22 protein-coding genes are annotated in these 21,250 nt (G+C 69.9%); all 22 read right to left on the bottom strand.

Annotation, left to right across the window (positions count from 1 at the left end; translation table 11 throughout):
* Nucleotides 1–8: 8 nt before the first annotated feature.
* Nucleotides 9–755, bottom strand: a complete 747-nt coding sequence (locus Q7W02_17380) for a 16S rRNA (uracil(1498)-N(3))-methyltransferase (GenBank protein MDO8477933.1) — start codon at nucleotides 753–755, stop codon at nucleotides 9–11.
* The gene (locus tag Q7W02_17375) at nucleotides 752–1,633 is read right to left on the bottom strand and encodes a 50S ribosomal protein L11 methyltransferase (GenBank protein ID MDO8477932.1); all 882 of its coding nucleotides are present in this window, start codon (nucleotides 1,631–1,633) and stop codon (nucleotides 752–754) included. The genes Q7W02_17380 and Q7W02_17375 overlap by 4 nt, the downstream gene beginning before the upstream one ends.
* The gene (gene dnaJ / locus Q7W02_17370; GenBank protein MDO8477931.1) at nucleotides 1,633–2,730 is read right to left on the bottom strand and encodes a molecular chaperone DnaJ; all 1,098 of its coding nucleotides are present in this window, start codon (nucleotides 2,728–2,730) and stop codon (nucleotides 1,633–1,635) included. Before dnaJ ends, Q7W02_17375 begins: the two co-directional genes overlap by 1 nt.
* A gap of 1 nt (nucleotide 2,731) precedes the next feature.
* On the bottom strand, nucleotides 2,732–3,268 hold the full coding sequence (gene grpE, locus Q7W02_17365; GenBank protein MDO8477930.1) for a nucleotide exchange factor GrpE: 537 nt from the start codon (nucleotides 3,266–3,268) through the stop codon (nucleotides 2,732–2,734).
* Nucleotides 3,269–3,442: 174 nt separating this feature from the next.
* On the bottom strand, nucleotides 3,443–4,492 hold the full coding sequence (gene hrcA / locus Q7W02_17360) for a heat-inducible transcriptional repressor HrcA (GenBank protein MDO8477929.1): 1,050 nt from the start codon (nucleotides 4,490–4,492) through the stop codon (nucleotides 3,443–3,445).
* Between the two features lie 20 nt (nucleotides 4,493–4,512).
* Nucleotides 4,513–5,733: a radical SAM family heme chaperone HemW gene (gene hemW / locus Q7W02_17355; GenBank protein MDO8477928.1), complete on the bottom strand. Its 1,221-nt coding sequence runs from the start codon at nucleotides 5,731–5,733 to the stop codon at nucleotides 4,513–4,515.
* Nucleotides 5,734–5,975: 242 nt separating this feature from the next.
* The gene (lepB, locus tag Q7W02_17350) at nucleotides 5,976–6,644 is read right to left on the bottom strand and encodes a signal peptidase I (GenBank protein MDO8477927.1); all 669 of its coding nucleotides are present in this window, start codon (nucleotides 6,642–6,644) and stop codon (nucleotides 5,976–5,978) included.
* A 7-nt stretch (nucleotides 6,645–6,651) separates the two neighbouring features.
* Entirely contained in the window at nucleotides 6,652–8,442 is a 1,791-nt protein-coding gene (lepA, locus tag Q7W02_17345) for a translation elongation factor 4 (GenBank protein ID MDO8477926.1), read from the bottom strand.
* A 35-nt stretch (nucleotides 8,443–8,477) separates the two neighbouring features.
* Nucleotides 8,478–9,620, bottom strand: a complete 1,143-nt coding sequence (locus tag Q7W02_17340) for an NDP-sugar synthase (GenBank protein MDO8477925.1) — start codon at nucleotides 9,618–9,620, stop codon at nucleotides 8,478–8,480.
* Nucleotides 9,539–9,709, bottom strand: coding sequence for a Trm112 family protein (locus tag Q7W02_17335; protein MDO8477924.1), 171 nt, complete (start codon nucleotides 9,707–9,709; stop codon nucleotides 9,539–9,541). Before Q7W02_17335 ends, Q7W02_17340 begins: the two co-directional genes overlap by 82 nt.
* On the bottom strand, nucleotides 9,706–10,635 hold the full coding sequence (locus tag Q7W02_17330; GenBank protein MDO8477923.1) for an NAD-dependent epimerase/dehydratase family protein: 930 nt from the start codon (nucleotides 10,633–10,635) through the stop codon (nucleotides 9,706–9,708). The genes Q7W02_17335 and Q7W02_17330 overlap by 4 nt, the downstream gene beginning before the upstream one ends.
* Nucleotides 10,632–11,567, bottom strand: a complete 936-nt coding sequence (locus Q7W02_17325) for an SDR family oxidoreductase (protein ID MDO8477922.1) — start codon at nucleotides 11,565–11,567, stop codon at nucleotides 10,632–10,634. The genes Q7W02_17330 and Q7W02_17325 overlap by 4 nt, the downstream gene beginning before the upstream one ends.
* Before the next feature lie 10 nt (nucleotides 11,568–11,577).
* Nucleotides 11,578–12,888 carry a UDP-glucose/GDP-mannose dehydrogenase family protein gene (locus tag Q7W02_17320; GenBank protein ID MDO8477921.1) on the bottom strand — a complete coding sequence of 437 codons (1,311 nt, stop codon included), beginning with the start codon at nucleotides 12,886–12,888 and terminating at the stop codon, nucleotides 11,578–11,580.
* 125 nt (nucleotides 12,889–13,013) lie between these two features.
* Nucleotides 13,014–13,949 carry a heme o synthase gene (cyoE, locus tag Q7W02_17315; GenBank protein MDO8477920.1) on the bottom strand — a complete coding sequence of 312 codons (936 nt, stop codon included), beginning with the start codon at nucleotides 13,947–13,949 and terminating at the stop codon, nucleotides 13,014–13,016.
* Nucleotides 13,939–14,862 (bottom strand): COX15/CtaA family protein, encoded by a 924-nt coding sequence (locus Q7W02_17310; GenBank protein ID MDO8477919.1) that lies wholly within the window; start codon nucleotides 14,860–14,862, stop codon nucleotides 13,939–13,941. Before Q7W02_17310 ends, cyoE begins: the two co-directional genes overlap by 11 nt.
* A complete protein-coding gene (locus Q7W02_17305; GenBank protein MDO8477918.1) occupies nucleotides 14,852–15,712 on the bottom strand; it encodes a cytochrome c oxidase assembly protein in 861 nt (286 codons plus the stop codon). Before Q7W02_17305 ends, Q7W02_17310 begins: the two co-directional genes overlap by 11 nt.
* A gap of 4 nt (nucleotides 15,713–15,716) precedes the next feature.
* Nucleotides 15,717–16,055, bottom strand: coding sequence for a cytochrome C oxidase subunit IV family protein (locus Q7W02_17300; GenBank protein MDO8477917.1), 339 nt, complete (start codon nucleotides 16,053–16,055; stop codon nucleotides 15,717–15,719).
* 13 nt (nucleotides 16,056–16,068) lie between these two features.
* Complete coding sequence (locus Q7W02_17295; GenBank protein ID MDO8477916.1) at nucleotides 16,069–16,668, bottom strand: cytochrome c oxidase subunit 3; 600 nt, start codon at nucleotides 16,666–16,668, stop codon at nucleotides 16,069–16,071.
* Nucleotides 16,668–18,536, bottom strand: a complete 1,869-nt coding sequence (gene ctaD, locus Q7W02_17290) for a cytochrome c oxidase subunit I (GenBank protein ID MDO8477915.1) — start codon at nucleotides 18,534–18,536, stop codon at nucleotides 16,668–16,670. Before ctaD ends, Q7W02_17295 begins: the two co-directional genes overlap by 1 nt.
* A 10-nt stretch (nucleotides 18,537–18,546) precedes the next feature.
* Nucleotides 18,547–19,566 carry a cytochrome c oxidase subunit II gene (gene coxB / locus Q7W02_17285; protein MDO8477914.1) on the bottom strand — a complete coding sequence of 340 codons (1,020 nt, stop codon included), beginning with the start codon at nucleotides 19,564–19,566 and terminating at the stop codon, nucleotides 18,547–18,549.
* Between the two features lie 8 nt (nucleotides 19,567–19,574).
* Nucleotides 19,575–19,847 (bottom strand): hypothetical protein, encoded by a 273-nt coding sequence (locus tag Q7W02_17280; GenBank protein ID MDO8477913.1) that lies wholly within the window; start codon nucleotides 19,845–19,847, stop codon nucleotides 19,575–19,577.
* 82 nt (nucleotides 19,848–19,929) lie between these two features.
* Entirely contained in the window at nucleotides 19,930–21,165 is a 1,236-nt protein-coding gene (locus Q7W02_17275; protein MDO8477912.1) for a Zn-dependent hydrolase, read from the bottom strand.
* Nucleotides 21,166–21,250: the final 85 nt, after the last annotated feature.

The raw sequence follows: 21,250 nt of genomic DNA, 5'->3' as shown, positions 1-21,250 counted from the left end.
GGCTGGGCTCAGGCGCCGTCTCCGCCGAGATCGCCGTAGCGCGCCTGTAGGATAGCCAGCCCCACGGGCCCCGCGGTCTCGGTCCGGAGGATGCGAGGGCCCAGGCCCCCGACCACCGCGCCCGCGACGCGGAGGGTGTCGGCCTCGGCCCGCTCGAGCCCGCCCTCGGGTCCGACCACGACCGTGGCGCGGCTCACGGGCCGCGGCGGCAGCTGGGGGCCGAGGGGCTCGGGCGCGTCTTCCCAGAGGCAGACGAGCAGCCCGTCGGTCTCGCGGGCCGCGATCCACGCGGCCAAGCTCTGGGGCGGCGTCACCTCGGTAATGAGCGCGCGGCCGCATTGCTTGGCGGCTTCCTTGGCCACTCGCTGCCACCGGGAGAGGCGCGGCCCCGGCCGCCCCGGCTCGACGCGCACCACGGTGCGCGCCGTCACGAGCGGCACCACGCGCGCAGCGCCGAGCTCAGTCGCCATGCGGATGATGCCCTCCATCTTGTCGCCCTTGGGGATGCTCTGCGCCAGAGTCAGGTGCAGGGGGGATTCACTCTGCAGCGCCGCACGCGCGAGCAGGGTGCCGTAGGCGAGGCGGCCGCTCAGGCGCTCGAGCCGCACCGTCAGCACGTTGCCCATGCCGTCGAAGGCCTCGACGATGTCGCCCGGGCCCAGGCGCAGCACGCGCGTCAGGTGCCGCGTCTCCTCGGCGTCGAAGGTGACGCGCTCCCCGGCGATGCCCTCGTGGCGGATGAGAAAGCGGGTCACGCGGCGGCCGCTTCCAGAAGCAGCGAGGACCAGCCCTCGATCACGAGCCGCCCGCGGAGCGCCAAGCCCGCCGGCTCGAGCGCCGCGATCACGTCCTTGTCCTCGTGTTCGAGGATGCCGCCGAGGATCAGCGCGCCGCCCGGCGCCGCCAGCCGGCGATAGTGCGGAGCGAGCGCCAGATGGGTGTGGGCGAGGAGGTTGGCGAGGACGAGCGGGAAGGGCGGGACGTCGCGGAGCGACTCGGGCCCAGCCATGAGGAGCTCGATGCGCTCGGCGCAGCTGTTGCGGGCGGCGTTGACCCGCGCGGCCGCGATGGCGTCCGGATCCACGTCCAGAGCCACGACGAGTCCCGCGCCCAGCTTGACGGCGGCGACGGCGAGGATGCCCGTGCCGGTGCCGATGTCGAGGACCCGCTCGGGCCGTGTGTCGGCGATGGCTTCGTCGAGGAGCGCCAGGCATCCCTCGGTGCTGCCGTGGTGTCCCGTGCCGAAGGCGCGCCCGGGCTCGATCACGACCGCGATTCGATCCGTCGCCTCTGCCGCTTCCCACGGCGGCTTTACCCAGAGCCTCCGCCCGACAGCCCGCGGAGGGAAGCACTGCTGCCACGCGCTGGCCCAGGCTTCCTCGAGGAGCGGCGCGATCTCCACATCGCCCGGCGCCGTCAGGAAGCCCAGGGTGCTGAGGCCGGCCGCGTACTCCCGCACCGAGGTTACGAGGGCGGTGGACGAGGCGCTGTCGGAGAAGAAGGCGCGAAGCCTCGCCGCAGAGACGGGGCTCTCCTCCTCCACCACGCCCAGGGCGCCCTGTTCCCAGAGGAAGTTGGTCAGGCCTTCGGAGGTTTCGGGCGAGGTCGGGACGGTGATCTGCCAGAAGGCCATCAACTGCCGAAGAGCTTCTTCATCCGCTCGAGGAAAGAGGAGAGCAGCGGGCCCGAGGACGCCTTCGATGCCTCGCGGAGATCTTCGAGGAGCTCCCGCTCCCGCTGCGAGAGCTTCTTCGGCACCTCGATGACCACCTCGTAGACCGCATGGCCGTGCCCCCGCCCTCTGAAGTGGGGCATCCCCTTGCCCTTGAGCGTCAAGCGCTGGCCCGGCTGGGTGCCGGGCGGCACCGTCAGCCGCGCCTTGCCGTCGAGGACGGGCACGTCGACCTCGTCCCCGAGGCAGGCCTGGGGATAGGTCAGCGGCAGGGCGCAGACGAGGTCGGTGCCCTGCCGCACGAAGATCTCGTGCGGCCGGATTTGGAGCAGCACGTAGAGGTCGCCCGGGGGGCCGCCGTTGAGACCACCCTCTCCCTCGCCCGAGAGGCGCAGCTGGTTGCCGTCCTCGATCCCCGCGGGGATCGTCACCGTGAGCAGTCGCTCGCGCGCCACGCGGCCTTCGCCACGACAGCCCGCGCACGGGTGGCGGTTGACGCGGCCCGCGCCTCCACAGGCCGGGCACGGGCGCGCGACGGTGAGGAAGCCCTGGGAGAAGCGGACCTGCCCCTGGCCGCGGCAGGTCCCGCACGTCTCGGGCGTGGTGCCGGGCTCCTGGCCCGAGCCGCGGCAGGCCTCGCAGGTCTCGTGGCGGGGAACCTGGAGCTTGGTCTCGATCCCGTGCGCGGCCTCCTCGAGCGAGATCTCGAGCCGGTACTGGAGGTCTTCGCCGCGCCGTGCGCGCGCGCGGCGCGCTCCGCCTCCGCCGCCGAAGAACCCCTCGAAGAGGTCCTCGATGATGGTGCCGAAGCCGACGTCGCCGGGGCCGCCGCCGGGCCCAGCGACGGTGCCGAAGCGGTCGTAGTGCGCGCGCTTGTCCGGATCGGAGAGCACGGCGTACGCCTCGCTGATCTCCTTGAAGCGCTCCTCGGCCCGGGCGTCACCGAGGTTCTTGTCAGGGTGGTGCTGCCGGGCGAGGGCGCGGTAGGCCTTCTTGAGTAGGGCGTCGTCGGCGCCCCGGCCCACGCCGAGGACCGAGTAGTAGTCCTTGGACGCCACGCTAGGACGGGTCGGGGCTCGAGGCCACGGTGACCATGGCCGGGCGGAGGACGCGCCCGTTGAGGAGATAGCCGCGCGCCGTCTCGTCCACCACCGTGCCCTCGGGCCGGCCCTGGGCGGGCACGCGCGCGATGGCCTCGTGCCGCTCGGGGTCGAAGGGCTGGCCGACGGAGGGGAAGGGGGTCACGCCGAACTTCTCCAGCACGCGCAGGAGCTCGCGCTGGGTCAGTTCCACCCCGGCCGTGACGGCCGCCGCCGCGGGCTCGCCGCGGGCCGCCTGGAGCGCCCGCTCGAAATTGTCGAGGACCGGCAGGAGCTCGCGCAGGAGCGACTCGTTGACGTAGCGCGTGTACTCCTCGCGCTCGCGGGCGGCGCGCTTGCGGGCGTTGTCGAACTCGGCGGCAGCCCGGAGGTAGCGGTCGCGGTGCTCCTCGGCCTCGCCTGTCTTGGCTTCGAGGGCGTCGCGGAGGCGCCGGATCTCTTCCTCGGGCTCGAGCGAAATACCGCCGTTGTCAGGGTCCAGGATGTGGTCGTTCATGACACAGAAAGTATAGCAGACGGGAGCAGGTTGACCTGCGGCAGGCACCGGTTTGACCTGCGGACGGGGGGAGTGCGGGGGCACGCGGTGTGAGCCGCTGCCGAAGGCGAGGCGCGAGGGCTGAGACTAGTCGAGGCCCCCGCTGATGAACAAGGACCTGCGGCCGGCACCGCATCAGGATGGGAGGTACAGTTCTCTCTGCACCCGCGATAACGAGTCGGAGACGAGCCGCGCGGTCTCGTCCACGATGGCGATGACGTCGCCGTAGGCCATGCGTCGCGGCCCGACCACTCCCAGCACGCCCAGCACCTGACCGCGGTAGGTGTACGTGGAGGTGATGAGGCTGCACTCGCGCATCTCCTCGACCGGATTTTCCCCTCCGATCAGGACCTGCACGCCCCGCTCCTCGGCCATGCGCGTCAGGAGGTCCACGAGGCGCGCCTTGTCCTCGAAGGCCTTGAGCAGCCCGCGCATGGTGCCGACATCGCTGAAGTCGGGGTGGTCGAGCACGTTGATGGCGCCGCTGATGTAGAGGTTGCGGTCGCGCAGCAGCCCGGCGATCTCGTCGAGGACGCCACGGCTCCTGGTCCAGAGCGGGTCGAGCGGGTCGGCCGGGTGCTCGATGTCGTCGAGGATGGCCTGGAAGGTCTTGCCGCGGTAGCGCCGCGTCAGGGTCCGGCCGATCTCCCGCAGCTCCTCGACGCCCGGGCGGGGCAGCGGCGTGATGGCGCGGGCCGTGACCCAGCCCGTATCCGTGACGACCACGGCCAGCGCGCGGTCTTCGCCCAGGCCGACCAGCTCGATCCGGTCCAGCGCGGTGCGGCGGAGCGGCGGGGCGAGGAGCATCCCGGTCATGTGCGTGCCGTCCGAGAGGCGCGTGGGTGTCTCCGACATGAGTCGCTCGCCCGCGTCCGCCGGCGGGGCGGCGGTCTCCGCGGTCTTGGCACCGGCCGGGGCGGCCTTCCACGGCACCTCGCCCAGGGCGCTGACGTAGAAGCGGTAGGCCTTGTCCGTCGGCACGCGGCCGGCCGACGTGTGAGGGTGGGTGAGAAAGCCCTGCTCCTCGAGGTCGGCCATGGCATTGCGGATGGTCGCCGGCGATAGCCCCCGGACGTGACGGCGCGAGACGGAGCGCGACCCCACGGGCTGAGCGGTCTCCACGTATTCCGCGATGACAGCCAGGAGCACCTGCCGCAGGCGCTGGTCGAGAAGGGGCAGAGCCATGGTGGCCGTATCGTACCCGATTAAAGGAGATCGATGAAGAGCGCGTCCGAGAGGAGAAAGCCCGCCTCGGTCAGGCGGACGCGCCCGTCCCGCCCGCCGAGGAGCCCGCGCTCACGCCACGCCGCGAGCGTGGCCTGGAGCCGCGCCGGTCCCAGCGCCGCGCGCTCGTCGAGCCACGCTGCCGGCACGCCGTCGCCGAGCCTGAGACCCAGGATCAGGCGCTCGGCCATGCGCTGGCGCGGCGTCAGCGTCTCGTGCGTCCCGACGGGCGGCTCACCGCCCGCGACCATGGCGCCGTAGCGCTCGACGGACTTGACGTTGCCGTAGCGCACGTCGCCGAGGAACCCGCAGGCGCCCGGGCCCAGGCCCAGGTACTCCTCGGCGCGCCAGTAGATCTGGTTGTGCGTCGAGCGGTGCCCCGGGCGGGCGTAGTTGGAGACCTCGTAGTGCTCGAAGCCCGCCTCCGCCGCGAGCTCGGTGAGGCGCGTGTACTGCGCGGTCACCGTGTCCTCCGGCGGGAGGACTATTGAAATTTCGCTCGCCTCGGTCGGCGGGGCCCCAGCCCCGCGACGTCCTGCGGCTCGCCCTGCGGACGCCGCCGCGTGCCAGAGGCTGCCCTCGTCGAGCGTCAGGGCGTAGGCCGAGAGGTGATCGGGCCCCCAGCCGAGCGCACCCTTGACCGTCTCCTCCCAGGTCGCGAGGTCGAGCGCCGGCAGGCCGTAGATCAGATCGACGCTGACATCCTCGAAGCCCGCGGCGCGCGCGGCATCGAAGGCACGGCACGCCTGCGCGGCCGTGTGGAGCCGGTCCAGCGTCGGCAGGATGCGGTCGTCCAGGCTCTGGACACCCAGGCTGATGCGCGTGACGCCCGCCCGGCGATAGCCCGACAGCCGCTCGAGGCTCACGCTCTCGGGATTGCACTCGACCGTGATCTCGGCGCCGGCCTCGATGCCGAAGCGCGACCGGAGGCGATCGAGGATCTCCGCCATCGCCTCGGCGGGCAGCAGCGAAGGCGTGCCGCCGCCGAGGAAGACGCTGCGAAGGTCGACGGCGCCCGCCCACGGGGCGCGGGCGACGAGATCCATCTCGCCGAGGAGCGTCGGGAGGAAGCGCGCGACGGCGCCGGGCGAAACGGGCGCTGTGTTAAAGGAGCAGTAGCCGCAGCGCTTCGTGCAGAAGGGGACATGCAGATACGCGCCGATCGAGCCCGAGCGCGGAATCCACGAGTCAAATGAGGCCATCACTACCTAATCCCCAGGCTCCTCAAAAAGGTCCAGATGCGAGGCGGCGCCCCGCCGTTCGAGTTGAGCGGCCGTCGCGAGACGAGGGCTGAGTTGATCCGCACGCGAGGCGTACGAACCATCATCTCAGCCCTCGCCTCGGGGCCCCGCCCCTCAGCTCGAACGGCCACGAACGTGCGGCCGAGGGCGCCCCAACAATCTTTTTGCTAAATGGCGCAGATGGCCCCTTATCGGCAGCCTGCCTAGGGCAGCCAGTTGCCCAGGCGGCCCCAACGCGGCCAGTGGCTCTCCCCGTTCCACGACCAGTAGATCAGGAAGGCCTTGCCGCGGATCTTCTCGCGCCGGACGAAGCCCCAGTAGCGGCTGTCCTGCGAGTTGTCCCGGTTGTCGCCCATGACAAAGTACGAGCCCGACGGCACCACGAGCGGGTCGCATCCGTAGAGGTAGCCGCAGTGGCCCGACGGGACGGCGGGGATCGAGCCGGGTCGGACGTAGGGCTCCTCGATCGGCCGGCCGTTGAGCTTGACGCGGTTGTCCTGCACCTGCACGGTGTCGCCCCCGACCGCGATGATGCGCTTGATGAAGTCGCGGCTCTCGTCGTTGGGGTACTTGAACACGACGATGTCGCCGCGGTCCGGCGTGCGGAAGCCCGGCAGGTGGGTGTCCGAGAACGGCAGCTCGGCGCCGTAAAGGAACTTGTTGACGAGAATGTAGTCGCCCACGAGCAGGGTCTCCATCATGGAGCCCGACGGGATGGTGAAGGCCTGGACCCCGCACTGGCGAATCACGAGCGCCAGCAGCACGGCGATGAAGATGGCCTCGGCGTACTCGCGGACGAGCGACTTGCGGCGCGCGGGGGCCCCCGCCTCGACGGGCGCGGGCGCTTCGGGTTGGGTCTCGGTGGGGCTCATCTGACGCTCAGCTCTTGAGGACCAACAGGAACGCCTCCTGCGGCACCTCGACCTTGCCGACCTGCTTCATGCGCTTCTTGCCCTCCTTCTGCTTCTCGAGCAGCTTGCGTTTTCGCGAGATATCGCCGCCGTAGCACTTGGCGGTAACGTTCTTGCCCATGGCCTTGACGGTCTCGCGGGCAATGACCCGGCTGCCGATGGCCGCCTGGATGGCGACCTCGTAGAGCTGCCGCGGGATGACGGCTCGGAGCTTTTCCGCCAGCGCCTTGCCCTTCTCGTAGGCCTTCTCGTGGTGGACGATGACGGAGAGCGCGTCCACGGGGTCGCCGTTGAGGAGGATGTCCAGCTTGACCATGTCCGATTCGCGGAACTCGAGAAAGTCGTAGTCGAAAGACGCGTAGCCCTTCGAGATGGACTTGAGCCTGTCGTAGAAGTCGACCACGATCTCGGAGAGCGGGAAGTCGAACTGGATGTGACAGCGCTTGCCCAGGTACTCGAGCGACTTGTGCTCGCCCCGCTTCTCCTGCGCGAGCTTGTAGATCTCGCTCATGAACTCCGTCGGCACGAAGATGGAGCCGCGGACGTAGGGCTCCTCGATTTTCTCGATCTTGTCCGGCGGCGGCAGCTTGGACGGGTTGTCGATCTCGATGGTCTCGCCTCGGGGTGTGACTATGCGGAAGCGCACGCTCGGGGCCGTGACGATCAGCGAGAGGTTGAACTCGCGCTCGAGCCGCTCCTGGACGATCTCGAGGTGGAGCATGCCCAGGAAGCCGCAGCGGAAGCCGTAGCCGAGCGCGAGCGAGGTCTCGGGCTCGAAGTTGAAGGCGGAGTCGTTGAGGCGCAGCTTCTCGAGCGCGTCCCGCAGGCCTTCGTACTCGGTGTCCTCGATGGGGTAGAGACCGGCGAAGACCATCGGCTTGGCGTCGCGGTAGCCGGGGCAGGGCTCGGCCGTCGGCTTCAGCACATCCGTGATCGTCTCGCCCATCTTCGCGTCGGCCACGCGCTTGATGGAAGCCGTGAGAAAGCCGACCTGGCCCGCGCTGAGCTCGTCGACCGCGCGCATGTCGGGGGCGAAGACGCCGACCTGCTGGACCTCGTACGTCTTGCCGTTCGACATCAACAGGGCGCGCATCCCCGCCCGCACGCGCCCGTCGATCAGCCGGACGTAGACGACGACGCCCTGGTACGAGTCGTAGAAGGAGTCGAAGACGAGCGCCTTGAGCGGCGCCTCCGCGTCTCCCTTCGGTGGCGGGATGCGGCTCACGATGGCTTCCAGCACTTCGGGCACGCCCGTACCGTGCTTCGCCGAGATCGTGAGCGCCGTGTCGCCGTCGAGCCCCAGGATCTCGGTGATCTGCGCCCGCGTGCCGGGAACGTCCGCCGCCGGCAAGTCGATCTTGTTGATGACCGGGATGATCTCGAGCCCGCCGTCCAGCGCGAGGTAGAAGTTTGCCAGCGTCTGGGCCTCGACGCCCTGGCCCGCGTCCACGATCAGGAGCGCGCCCTCGCACGCGGCCAGTGAGCGCGACACCTCGTAGGAGAAGTCCACGTGGCCGGGCGTATCGATCAGGTTGAGCGTGTACTCGTGGCCGTCGCGCGCCGCGTAGAGGAGGCGCACGGTGTGGGCCTTGATGGTGATGCCGCGCTCCTTCTCGAGGTCCATCGAGTCGAGGACCTGCCCCACGGCCTTCTTGGCGTCCATGGTGCCGGTGAGGGACAGCAGGCGGTCCGCCAGGGTGGACTTGCCGTGGTCGATGTGGGCAACGATGGAGAAGTTGCGGATGCGGTCCGTGGTCATCTGTCTCAGGATATCACGCGCTGAGCCGCGATGCGTCAGCGGACGAGGCGGGCGTGCGAGGCCACGACGGCGCCGTCCTCGAGCACGACGCCGGGGCCGACGTGGGCGTGCGGGCCGATGCGGACGTCCGCGCCGACGATGCAGTCGCGGAGCACGGCGCCGGCGCCCACCGAGACGCGCTCCCAGAGGACGGCGCCCTCGACGGCTGCCGCGGCTCCAACGGCGCATCCCGGGCCCAGGACGGCGGACGGGCCGACGCGACAGTCGTCCGCGAGCCGGCACCCCGCGCCGATCACGACCGGCGCCACGGCGGAGACGCGCGCGCCCAAGATTGCATCGGTCGCGATCGATAGCCGGTCGCCGCCCGCGCCCGCCGGGCCCACGTCCGTCGCCACCCGGCCCTCCAGCAGGTCGAGCTGGGCCTGGCGGTACTTTTCGGGGCTGCCGATGTCAATCCAGTAGCCGTCGCCGACCCACCCGAAGAAAGGCAGGCCGTCGGCCAGGAGCCCCGGGAAGAACTCGCGCTCCATGGACGCGACGCGGCCGGGCGGGATTCGCGCCAGCAGGGCGCCGTCGAGCACGTAGATCCCGGCGTTGACCGTGTCGGCCGTGCGCTGCGCCGCGCTTGGTTTCTCCACGAATCCTGTCACGCGCCCGTCGCCCGCCACCTCGACCAGGCCGTAGGGGCTGGGGTCTTCCACGCGCGTCAGGAAGATCGTGGCCCGCGCCCCGCGCTGGGCGTGGAAGCGCAGCATGGCGGAGAGGTCGACGTCGGTCAGGACGTCGCCGTTGAGCACGACGACGAGGCCGCTCACGAGATCGGCCGCGTTCCGGACGCCGCCCGCCGTCCCCAACGGCTCCGCTTCGACGGCGTAGTGGAGCCCGACGCCCCAGCCGGCGCCGTCGCCCATGGTCCGCCGAACCTCGTCCACGAGATAGGAGCACGACAGCACGACGCGCTCGACCCCGTGCCGACGCAGCAGGGCCAGCTGGTAGGCCAGAAACGGGATGTTGAGCAGCGGGACGACAGGCTTCGGGCGGGAGCTCGTCAGGGGGCGCAGGCGCGTGCCTTGGCCCCCGGCCAGGATGACGGCGGTTATGTGTCCGGTGTCCAGGGCTGCGCCTCGCTGATGAGCATGACCGGGATGCCGTCGCGGATCGGGTAGGCCTTCTGGCACCGCTGGCAGATAATGCGCGTTTCCTCGAAGATGAGGTTGCCCTTGCAGGCCGGGCAGGCCAGGATGGCCCGCAGCTCCTCGTCGATCATCGTTTGGTCTCCTTCCTGAAATGGTCGAGAGTCTGGATCAAGCCGTCGCCGAGAGGCACGGTCGGACGCCAGCCGAGCACGCGCTCGGCGAGCTTGGGGCTCAGGCAGCTGCGCCGCTGCTCGCCGGGTCGCGCCGGGGCGTGGACGGCGTCGACGCTCGATCCCGCGGCTTTGCTGAGCGCGACGCAGATGGCGTTCACCGAGGTCTCCACTCCCGTCCCGATGTTCACCGGCCCGGTGACGTCCGCGCGCTCGAGGGCCAGCAGGTTGGCCGCCGCCACGTCGTCCACGTAGACGAAGTCGCGCGTCTGGAGCCCGTCGCCGTTGATCACCAGCGCCTCGCCGGCCAGGACGCGGCGGCAGAAGATGGCCACCACGCCCGCCTCGCCGTGGGGGTTCTGGCGCGGACCGTACACGTTGGCGTAGCGGAGAGAGATGCCGCTCATGCCCCAGAGGGCGCCCCAGGCCTCGACGTACTGCTCCATCGCGACCTTGGTGATCCCGTAGGGCGAGGCGGGCCGGGCCGGGTGCTCCTCGGGCGTGGGGATCAGGTCCGTGTCGCCGTAGCCGGCGCCGCCGCTCGAGGAGTAGATCATCCGCCGCACGCCGAAGCGCCGGCAGCAGTCAAGCAGGTTGAGCCCGCCCCCGATGTTGACCGACGCGTCGAAGGCCGGATCGGCGACGGAACGGCCGACGGAGGCCTGGGCGGCCAGGTGCGCCACCGCGTCGGGACGCTCGGCCGCGAAGACCTCGCTGAGCTGCCCGCTCCGGATGTCCAGCGCGTGGAAGGCCGCCTGCGGGGGGAGCCACGCGCGGTTGCCGGTGGAGAGGTCGTCCACGATGGCCACCGCGTGCCCGGCGCGGATGAAGGCGTCCGCGACGTGGGAGCCGATGAAGCCCGCTCCCCCCGTGACGAGCACCTTCACGCGGGGCGCCCCATCGCGCGGCACCATTCGAGTGTTCGGGCCAGTCCCTCTTCGAGCTCGACGGCCGGCTCCCAGCCGAGCAGCCGCCGCGCCCGGCCGATGTCTGGCTGGCGGACCTTCGGGTCGTCGGTCGGCAGCGGGCGGAAGACGATCTCGCTCGTGGAGCCCGCGGCGCGGATGACGTGCTTCGCGAGCTCGAGGAGGGTCATTTCGCGGGGGTTGCCGATGTTGACCGGGTCGTTGATGGGCGCCTGCATGAGCCGCCAGATGCCCTCCACGAGATCGGAGACGTACGTGAAGGAGCGCGTCTGGGAGCCGTCGCCGAAGACGGTCAGTGGCTCGTTGCGCAACGCCTGGCGGACGAAGGTCGGCACCGCCCGGCCGTCCGTGAGGCGCATGCGGCTGCCGTAGGTGTTGAAGATGCGGACGATGCGCGTGTCGAGCCCGTGGACGCGGTGGTAGGCCATCGTCATGGCCTCGGCGAAGCGCTTCGCCTCGTCGTAGACGCCGCGCGGTCCCACAGGGTTGACGTTGCCCCAGTAGTCCTCGCGCTGCGGGTGCACCAGCGGGTCGCCGTAGACCTCCGACGTCGAGGCGAGGAGGAACTTGGCGTGGCGGGCCTTCGCGAGCCCGAGGGCCCGGTGGGTGCCGAGCGAGCCGACCTTGAGCGTCTGGATGGGCAGCTCGAGGTAGTCGATGGGCGAGGCGGGGCTCGCGAAGTGGAGCACGTAGTCGACGGCGCCCTTGATCGAGATGAAGTTGGTCACGTCGTACTCGACGAAGACGAACCGCGGGTCCTGGATGTGGGCGATGTTGTCGAGCGAGCCCGTCAGGAGGTTGTCCATGCAGACCACCTCGCAGCCCTTCCCCAGGAGGAAGTCGCAGAGGTGGGAGCCGATGAACCCCGCGCCGCCCGTGACGAGGACCCGCACGCGGGCGCCCTCAGGCCGGCAGGACGGGTTTCCGTCCGACCGAGTAGTACTCGAAGCCGAGGCGCCGCATCCGCTCCGGCTCCCAGAGGTTGCGCCCGTCGAAGATCACGGGGCGCTTGAGCAGGCCGCGCAGCCGCTCGAGGTTGAGGTACTTGAACTCGTTCCACTCCGTCACCAGCACGACCGCGTGCGCGCCCTCGGCCGCCTCGTAGGGCGAGGCGCTGAAGGTGACGCCGGCCGGCAGGAGCCGCCTGGCGTTGTCCATGGCCGCCGGGTCGTAGGCGCGGATCCTGGCGCCGGCCGCGTGCAGGAGCTGGACGACCTCCACGCTCTTGGCCTCGCGCATGTCGTCGGTGTTCGGCTTGAAGGCGAGGCCCAGCACCGCAATCGTCGTGTCGTCCAGCGGGCCCAGGGCCTTGGCGACGGTCTCGACGAGATGCGCGGCGCGCTCGCGGTTGATCTCCACGATCGAGCGGAGGAGCTTGAAGTCGTAGCCGAGGCGGCCGGCCGTGTGGATGAGCGAGTCCACGTCCTTGGGGAAGCAGGAGCCGCCGTAGCCCAGCCCCGCCTGGAGGAACGCCCCGCCGATGCGCGGGTCGAGCCCCATGCCCTTCATGACCTGCGTCACGTCGGCGCCGGCCGCCTCGCAGATGTTGGCGATGGCGTTGATGAAGGAGATCTTGGCGGCGAGGAAGGCATTGGACGCGTACTTGATGACCTCCGCCGACGGCAGGTCGGTGATGATCATGGGTCGCTCGAGCGGCGCGTAGAGCTCGACGAGCGTCATCGCCACCTGCTGGGAGGGCGCGCCGATCACGATGCGATCCGGGCGGAGCGTGTCCTCGATGGCCGAGCCCTCGCGCAGGAACTCGGGGTTCGACACGACGTCGAACTCGACCGGGCGCGGCTGGTGGCGCCCGATGACCTCGCGGACGAGCTCGCCCGTGCCGACCGGGGCCGTGGACTTGTTGACGACCACCTTGTAGCGGTCCATCGAGCGGCCGATCTCGGCCGCGACCGCCTCGACGTGCGAGAGGTCGGTCTCGCCGCTGTCCTTGGGCGGCGTGCCGACGGAGATGAAGATCACGTCCCCATGGCGGATGCCCGCGCCCAGGTCCGTGGTGAACGAGAGCCGCCGGTCCTCCACGTTGCGCGCGACCATCTCCTCGAGGCCCGGCTCGTAGATGGGCATGCGCCCGGCCTTGAGGGCGTCGATCTTGGCGCGGTCGTTGTCCACGCAGACCACGTCGTTGCCCAGGTCGGCGAAGACCGCCCCGGTGACGAGCCCGACATACCCTGTGCCGACGACGCAGATGTTCATGGGTGCGCGCTTGCGAGCATCCTAGGATACCAAACCTTGGGGTCAGGTCTTGCATTCCTACATTGGTTCCTTGGCGGGGTATGTCTCAGCGCGTAGGCAATGTAGGAATGCAAGACCTGACCCCGTCAGAAGAGGCGCAGCAGGAGGCGCTCGGCGACCATCCCGGCGAAAAGCAACAGGAGGTAGAAGTTCGAGAAGAGGAAGAGCTTGAGCCAGCCTCGCTGGTCGTGGGGCTCGCGGGCGAACTTGACGGCGAGCCACATGAGCCGCCCGCCGAGCAGCGCCGCGATCACGAAGGTTACCGGCCCGCCGACGCCGAAGGTCGGCGCCGCAAGAGACCACGCGGTCAGCCCCGAGGCGTAGAGCAGGATGAGCCGCGCCGTGCCTTCGACGCCCACCACCTCGCTGACCATGGGGAAGCCGCCCGAGGCGTAGTCGGCGCGGTAGCGGAGCGCCAGCGCCCAGAAGTGGGGCATCTGCCAGAGGAAGAGGATGCCGAAGAGGATGATGGCGCCGGCGTCCGTGAGACTGCCGCCGGCCGCCACCCAGCCGATGACGGGCGGGATCGAGCCGGGGATGGCGCCCGGCACGGCGGCGAAGGGCGAAGTCGGCTTGAGCCACGGCGTGTAGACCCCGTTGTAGAAAACCGCCGCAATGATCCCGAGCACGCCCGCGGTGCGGCCGATGCCGAGCCACAGCACGACCGCGCCCCCGACCGTGGCAAGGGCGGCGAAGGCGAGGCCCTGGGCGTGCGAGAGACGCCCCGAGGGCAGGGGACGGTTCGCCGTCCGCGCCATCAGCGCGTCCTTGTCTCGCTCCTGCACCTGGTTGAGGGCCGACGCGCCCGAGGAGAGCAGCATCACGCCCGCCAGCACGACCAGGCCGTGCGCCCAGGGGAAGTCGGCGCCGAGCGGCGCGCGCAGCATGAAGCCGGCCGCCGCCGAGACCAGCACGAGCAGCACGATGCCGAACTTGGACAGCTCCGCGTAGGCGCCGACGCGCTCGCCGAGGCCCGTGGCCGCCCACGCGCGGGCGGTCGGGCTTAAAGCCCTAGGAGGCACGGGCGACCCCGCCGATGATCTCGCGCGTCGGGGCTTCCGCGCCCCGCGCGACGGCAATCCACCCCTCGGCGTGAGCCGAGAGCCAGACGAGCACTCCCCACAGCGCGTAGGCGACCACGGCGTGCGCCGCACGGAGCGGCACGGCCGGCCCTCCGAGCACGGCCATGATCCCCAGCGCCACCTGCAGGACGGCGAGCACCGCCGCCGCCGCCGCGGGCCTTGCCAGCGCCGTACGCCGCGCCGTCAGCGCGAGGTGGACGAAGAGCCCGAGGAACACCACTCCGAGCCACCGGTGGGTCCAGTGAACCCCGCTCTCCCAGTGGTGCGGCAGGAGGCTGCCGCTGCAGAGCGGGAAGTCGGGGCAGGCGAGCCCCGCCCCCGCGTGGCGCACGTATCCGCCGAGCGCCAGCTGGAGGAGGAGCGCCGCCAGGCCGGCCATGGCCAGCCGCTTGAGCCGCGCCGGCACCGGGGGGTGCGCCCGCGTGCCCTCGGCCAGGATGATGAGCCCGGCGAGGATCAGGAGCGCGTTCACGAGGTGGGCGGTGCTCACGAGATCAGGCAGCTTGAAAAGCACCGTTACGCCGCCCAGGCCGATCTGTGCCGCGAGGAGGGCGACCAGGATGAGGCTCAAGCGTCGCGGCGCGCGCGCCGTCGTGCGCCGCCACGTCAGGACCACGGTCACGAGCAGCAGCAGGGTGAACGGGATGGCCTTGAGCCGGTGGCTGAACTCGATCAGGACCTCAGTTTGCGCGGGCGGCAGGAGGCGCCCGTGGCAGAGCGGCCAGTCGGGGCAAGCGAGGCCGGAGCCGGTGGCGCTCACGATGTTGCCCATGGTCATGAGCAGGGAGAGGGCGACGATAGCCGCCCACGCCCAGGCGCGCGGCGGGCAGGCGCGCGGCGGGCTACCCGCCATGCGAGGCTCCGAGCGGGGCGATGGCGCCGTCCTGGCCACCGGCGGCCTGCCAGCGGAAGAAGACGACGCTGATCGCGATCAGGAAGACGAGCCCCCCGGGGATCCACATGATGAGGCCGCCCAGGTGCTGGTCGGTGTGCGGCGTGAGCGCCTCCCACACCCGGGGCGCCGCAGCGTAGTAGGGGTAGAGCACGCTCCCGGCCATCGTGATGAAGATCGAGACGACGACCATGGGCAAGCCGACCACGAACAGGTACAGCATCTGCACGGGATAGGGCGCGCGCGGCAGCTCGTGCGAGGGCGACATCACCGGCCACCACAGGATGACCGATACGACCATGATCATGAGGTGCTCGACGATGTGCACGCCGTGGTGATCCATCGCCAGGTTGTAGAGCGGCGGCAGGTGCCAGGCCACGAGCACGAGGTTGAAGCTCGCGAACGCCCCCGAGGGCCGCGTCAGGCGGCGCCCGAGGCTCAGCACGAGCGGGTGGCGCAGGAGCGGCGAGAGCATCCAGCCCGGCGTGCCGTAGAGCAGGAGCGGCGGCATGGCGAAAACCAGCAGGAGGTGCTGGACCATGTGGGCGCTGAAGAGGTAGTGGTCCGAGAGATCGTGGAGCGGCCCGGTCAGCGAGCCCAGCAGCACCGCGAGCCCCGCGAAGAAGGAGACCACCTTGACGCCCTTCACGCGCCGGCCCTGGGCGCGCCCCCGGCGGAGCGCGGCTACGTACACGCCGCCGAGCGCCGCGACGCCCGCGACGACGGTGAGATCGGGGTGCCACGCGGTCCAGTCAAAGCCGTCGGGCCCGAGGGGCGGCGGCCCCGCGGGCCCGGGCACTACGTGCGCCATGCTTCTACCCGCGCGCGAGCAGGATGTAGGCGCCGAAGAGCGCCATGATGGCGAGGATGATGGTGACGGCGATGATGAGTGGGCCGACGAAGAGCACGGTCAGCAGCTTGTTGTCGTAGCGCAGGTGCATGAAGAAGGCGACCACCAGCCCGAACTTGAAGACGGAGAAGACGAGGAGCAGCGCGACCAGGGCGTGGCTCGGGATGCCCGGCACGTACAGCGCGCCGATCTCGATGGCGGTGAGAAGGCCTAGCACCACGGCCACCCGAATATAGGTCTGGACCGTGGCATGGCCCCCGCCCGGGGCGTGGGCTGCTGTGGGAGCGGCGTGGCTCGAATCCATAACCCTCGGCCTCCTACGGGATCAGGTAGATGAGGGTGAAGATGGCGATCCAGACGATGTCCACGAAGTGCCAGTACAGGCCGCAGATCTCGACCTTGAGCGAGTCCTGCGCCCCGAGCTTGCCGCGCAGCGCCAGCACCCAGAGCGAGAGGAGCCAGATGACGCCGCCCGTGACGTGGGCGCCGTGGAAGCCCGTCAGCACGAAGAAGGTGGAGCCGAAGAGGTTCGTCTGGAGCGTCAGGCCCAGGTGGACGAAGTGCGTGAACTCGAAGATCTGGAAGCCGACGAAGCCCGCGCCTAACACCGCCGTCATGAAGAGCCAGATCTTGCCCCACTTCATGTCGTTGCGCTGGACAGCGGCCAGCGCCAGCACCATCAGCAGGGACGACATGAGTAGGACGAAGGCGCTGAGCGACGTCAGCGGGATGTTCAGGATCTCGTGGGGGCCCGGCCCGTTGATGCTCTTGCCCTTGTAGGCGAGGTACGTGCCGATCAGCGAGCCGAAGAACATGCACTCGGAGCCGAGGAAGGCCCACATCCCCATCTTGCGATGGTCGAGCCCGGTGCAGCCGATGTTCGGGTCGTGCGCGACGGCGGTGTGCTCCGCGGCCATCAATGGGGCCCTCCCGCGGGCGGCCCCACATCCGTTTGATGATGGTACTCGAGCATGAACCGGATCATGCAGTAGAGCGTCAAGAGGCCGCCCCCGACCACCTGGTAGATGCTCACGAGGGCGCCCGAGAACATCACGAAGAGGGCGCCCGCCAGGAGGATGGGCCAGTAGGACGGCGGAGGCATGTGGATGGACGCCGTGTCCACGTGGGCCGCCGGCGCGCCCTTCCGGGGCGGGGCGCCGTGGCCGTCGCCGTGCTTCTGCACCCAGAAGTCGTCGCGGGCGTGGACCACGGGCTCGGTGGCGAAGTTGTACACGGGCGGCGGCGAGGGGATGGTCCATTCCAGCGTGCGCCCGTCCCAGGGGTCCGCCGGGGCGGGGGCGCCCGAGCGCGTGGTCGCGATCACGTTCCAGATGAAGACCAGGAACGAGAGCACGATCACGAACACGCCCATCGTCGAGACCATGTTCCAGAAGTTCCAGCCGAGGTCGGGCGCGTACGTGTAGATCCGCCGGGGCATGCCGATGAGTCCCAGGAAGTGCATCGGGAAAAAGGTGACGTTGAAGCCGATCAGCATCAGCCAGAAGTGCACCTTGCCCAGCCGCTCGTCGAGCAGCTTGCCGAAGATCTTCGGCCACCAGTAGTAGACGCCCGAGAAGAGCCCGAAGATCGAGCCGCCGAAGAGCACGTAGTGGAAGTGGGCGACGACGAAGTAGGAATCGGTCTGCTGCAGGTCCACCGGCGGGGAGGAGTGCATGACGCCCGATAGGCCGCCCAGGGTGAACATGGCGATGAAGCCCAGCGAGAAGTAGAGCGGGCTCGAGAACTGGATCCTGCCGCCCCAGAGCGTGCCGATCCAGTTCAGGATCTTCACGCCCGTCGGCACCGCGATCAGCATGGTCGAGATGGAGAAGGCCGAGTCGGCGATCGGGCCCATGCCCACGGAGAACATGTGGTGGCTCCACACGCCGAAGCCCAAGAAGCCGATCATGATTCCCGAGTAGATGACCACGGGGGCGCCGAAGAGCGGCTTGCGCGAGAAGGTCGGCAGCACCTCGGATACGATGCCCATGGCGGGCAGGATCAGGATGTAGACCTCGGGGTGGCCGAAGATCCAGAAGAGGTGCTGCCAGAGCAGCGGGTCGGCGCCGCCCGCCGGGGCGTAGAAGAGCGTGCCGAAGAAGCGATCGAACATCAGGAGGATCAGCGCCACCGTGATGGCCGGGAAGGCCAGGATCACCAGGAACTGCACCACGAAGCTCATCCAGACGAACAGCGGCATCCGCATGAGCGTCATGCCGGGGGCGCGCATGTTGATGATGGTCACGATGAAATTGAAGCCGGCCATCAGCGAGGAGATACCGAGCACCTGCAGGCCCAGCATCCAGAAGTCGATGCTGTGCGTGGGCGAGAACTGGGCCGAGGTCAGGTTCGCGTAGCCGAACCAGCCGGCGTCGGGCACCGTGCCCGCGAGGAAGCTCAGGTGGAGCAGCAGGGCGCCCGAGAAGAAGACCCAGTAAGAGAGCGCGTTCAGCCGGGGGAAGGCCACATCCCGCGCCCCGATCAGGAGCGGGATCATGTAGTTGAAGAAAGCCGCGCTCATCGGCATGATCGCCAGGAACACCATGGTAGTCCCATGCATGGTGAACAGCTCGTTGAAGCGCTGGGCGCCGACCAGCGTGCTGTCGGGTTGCGCCAGCTGCAGGCGCATGATCACGGCCTCGATGCCTCCCACCAGGAAGAAGAAGAAGGCCGAGACGCCGTAGAGCTGCCCGATGCGCTTGTGGTCCACGGTCGTGATCCAGGACCAGAGCACGCTCCCGACGCTCAACTTCGTGCCGTGCATGTACGCCGCGTGTGTCGCCATGGAAGTCCTCTTATTTCAGGCTCAGGAGATAGGCGGCGAGCGCCTTGGACTGCTCGCCCCGCATGCCCAGGTCCGGCATCAGCACGCCCGGCTTCATGTGGCCCGGGTTCTCGATCCACCTGGCCAGGTTCTCCGGCGTGTTCACCATCAGGTTGGCGCCCATGGTCTTCCGGCTGCCGAAGTGCGTCAGGTTGGGCCCCAGCACGCCGCCCGAGATGCCCGCGATCGTGTGGCAGCCCACGCAGGCGGACTGGCTGAAGAGATCCTGGCCCTTCTGCGCGAGGGGATCCGTGGGCTGGACGGGCGGCCTCTGCTGGGCCGCCACCCACTTCTCGAAGTCGGCCTTGGTGTGCACGATGACGCGGAAGCGCATGTTGGCGTGCGACATGCCGCAGTACTCGGCGCACTGGCCCGGGTACTCGCCGGGCTCGTCGGGCGCCAGCGTGATGCGGTTGACGCGGCCCGGCACCACGTCCCGCTTGCCGCCCAGCCGGGGCGCCCAGAAGGAGTGGATGACGTCGGGAGCGTGGAGGTTGAGGGCGACCGTCTGGCCCGCCGGGAGGTGCAGCTCGTTGGCCGTGACCACCTTGAGGTCGGGGTACTTGAACTCCCACCACCACTGCCGCCCGCCGACGTCCACCCGCAGCGCCGTCGCCGCCGGCGCCTCCTGGGTCTTGAAGATCGCGGAGATCGTCGGGATGGCGAAGATGAGCAGGATCAGCGCGAAGACGATCGTCCAGGAGACCTCGAGGACCGTGTGGCCGTGGACCTGCTTCGGGATGGGCGCGCCGGGCCTCTCGCGGTAGCGGAAGCAGACCCACAGGAGCCCGGCCTCGACGGCGATGCCGATGCCGAGCGTCCACCACGAGATCAGCATGAAGATCTCGTGCGTGACCCGGCCGAACCCCGACTTCGGCCTCACCGTGGTCATGGGCGAGTCCCACATCGACCAGCCGCACGAGGAGAGCAGCAGTGCCACGGCCAGCAGCAGGAGCGCCGCGGGGATGCGGGAGAGGAGGCTCTTGCGCATAAGGCCCTTTACCTGGGTGGTACGCCCGGATCCGGGGCGGGGGCCACGACGGCGGAAGCCGCCGCCGGACGCTGCAGGTCGAAGACAGCCACCCAGCTGCGGGCGGCCAGCACGAGCACGATGATCACCGGGATCGAGGTCCATAGGACGTCGGAGCGCCGCCGGCGACGCCCGGGCTCCTGGGCGCGGCGGCAGCGCATGACGTAGGCGAAGGAGCGGGCCTGAGCGGCCAGGAACACGGTCAGCACGACGGCCAGCAGTAGGTGCGTTATGGTCGGCACAGCCCCCTCGGTGCGGTGATCAGAGCGTTAGCCCGGAAGTCTACTTGAGGGAGGCGGGAAAACCAAGTGTGAAACTTCACAATTAGCCGGCCAGTTCGAGCAGGGTGTACAGGAGCGTGTTGGCGCCCCGCTCGATGGCCCGCCAGTCGCTCGTCTCGTCTGGGCGGTGGCTGCGCCCGCCCTGCGAGGGGATGAAGAGCATGCCCGAGTCCGTCACGAGGGCGAGATTCTGGGCGTCGTGGCCCGCGCCGGAGGGCATCCGCTTGACCTTGAGCTTGAGCCCGGCCGCAGCGGCCTCCACGGCCCGCATCACGCGCGGCGCGCAGCGCGCGGGTTGGCTCTTCGAGATCGGGTCGACCGTCACCTTGAGCTTCCACTTCTTCGCGACGCTCCTGGCGAGGGCCAGACACTGGCGCTCGAGGCGGGCCAGCACCCTCGGGTCGAGCTCGCGCATCTCGTGGAGGAGGACACAGCGGTCCGGCACGATGTTGGAGACGCCCGGGCCGACCTCGACCCGACCGAAGTTGGTGACGCTGCGGCCGCTGCCCTTCGTGATGATCAGCCGCCGCGCGCGCAGGGCATACTCGGCCGCCGCCATGAAGGCGTCCCGGCGCCAGGCCATGGGTGTGGTGCCGGCGTGGTCGGCCTGGCCCCTGAAGGTCACCCAGCTTCGGCGGTTGCCCACGATACCCTCGACGACGCCGATGGGGATCTTCGCCGCCTCGAGGTGCGGACCCTGCTCGATGTGCAGCTCGACATAGGCCGAGAGCGTTTTGGGGTTGCAGCGCGCCTTGGGAGCGTCGTAGGCGTTGAAGCCCGCCCGCGCCATGGCGTCCACGAGCCGTTCGCCGTCAGCGGCACGGAGGCGCGGGATCTGCTTGGCGTCGAGCTTGCCGGCGAAGGCGCTCGAGCCGAAGAGCCCCGCGTAGCGCCCCTCCTCGTCGCTCCACGCGGCGACCATGAGCGGCAGCCGCGTGCGCACGCCCGACTCGTGGATGGCCTGGAGGCACTCGAGGCCGGCGAGGACGCCCAGCGCCCCGTCGAGCGGGCCGCCGTTGGGCACCGTGTCGATGTGCGAGCCCGTGATGACCGACGGACCGCCGTTGCCGAGACGGCCGAAGGTGTTGCCCGCCTCGTCCACCCAGGTGCTGAGCCCGGCCTCCTTCATCCGCCCCAGCAGCCAGGCGCGGGCCTCCTCGTGCGCCGGGCTCCAGCAGGAGCGCGTAATGCCCCGGCCGTCGGGGTTGCGCCCGAAGCGCGAGAGGGCTTCGAGATGGGTCCTGAGGCGCGGCAGGGAGATCGCGAGCGGGGCGGCCATGGCGGGCCGCAGTATACCCCAGCGCTTCCGGAGGGAAAACCCGCCGCGGATGCGGTCTTGACACCCTTCGCGGGCGGCCCGTATC

Source organism: Candidatus Rokuibacteriota bacterium (genome assembly GCA_030647435.1).
GTDB lineage: Bacteria > Methylomirabilota > Methylomirabilia > Rokubacteriales > CSP1-6 > AR37.
Note: the sequence above shows the minus strand (reverse complement) of the source record. Positions and strands in the feature narration are given on the sequence as shown.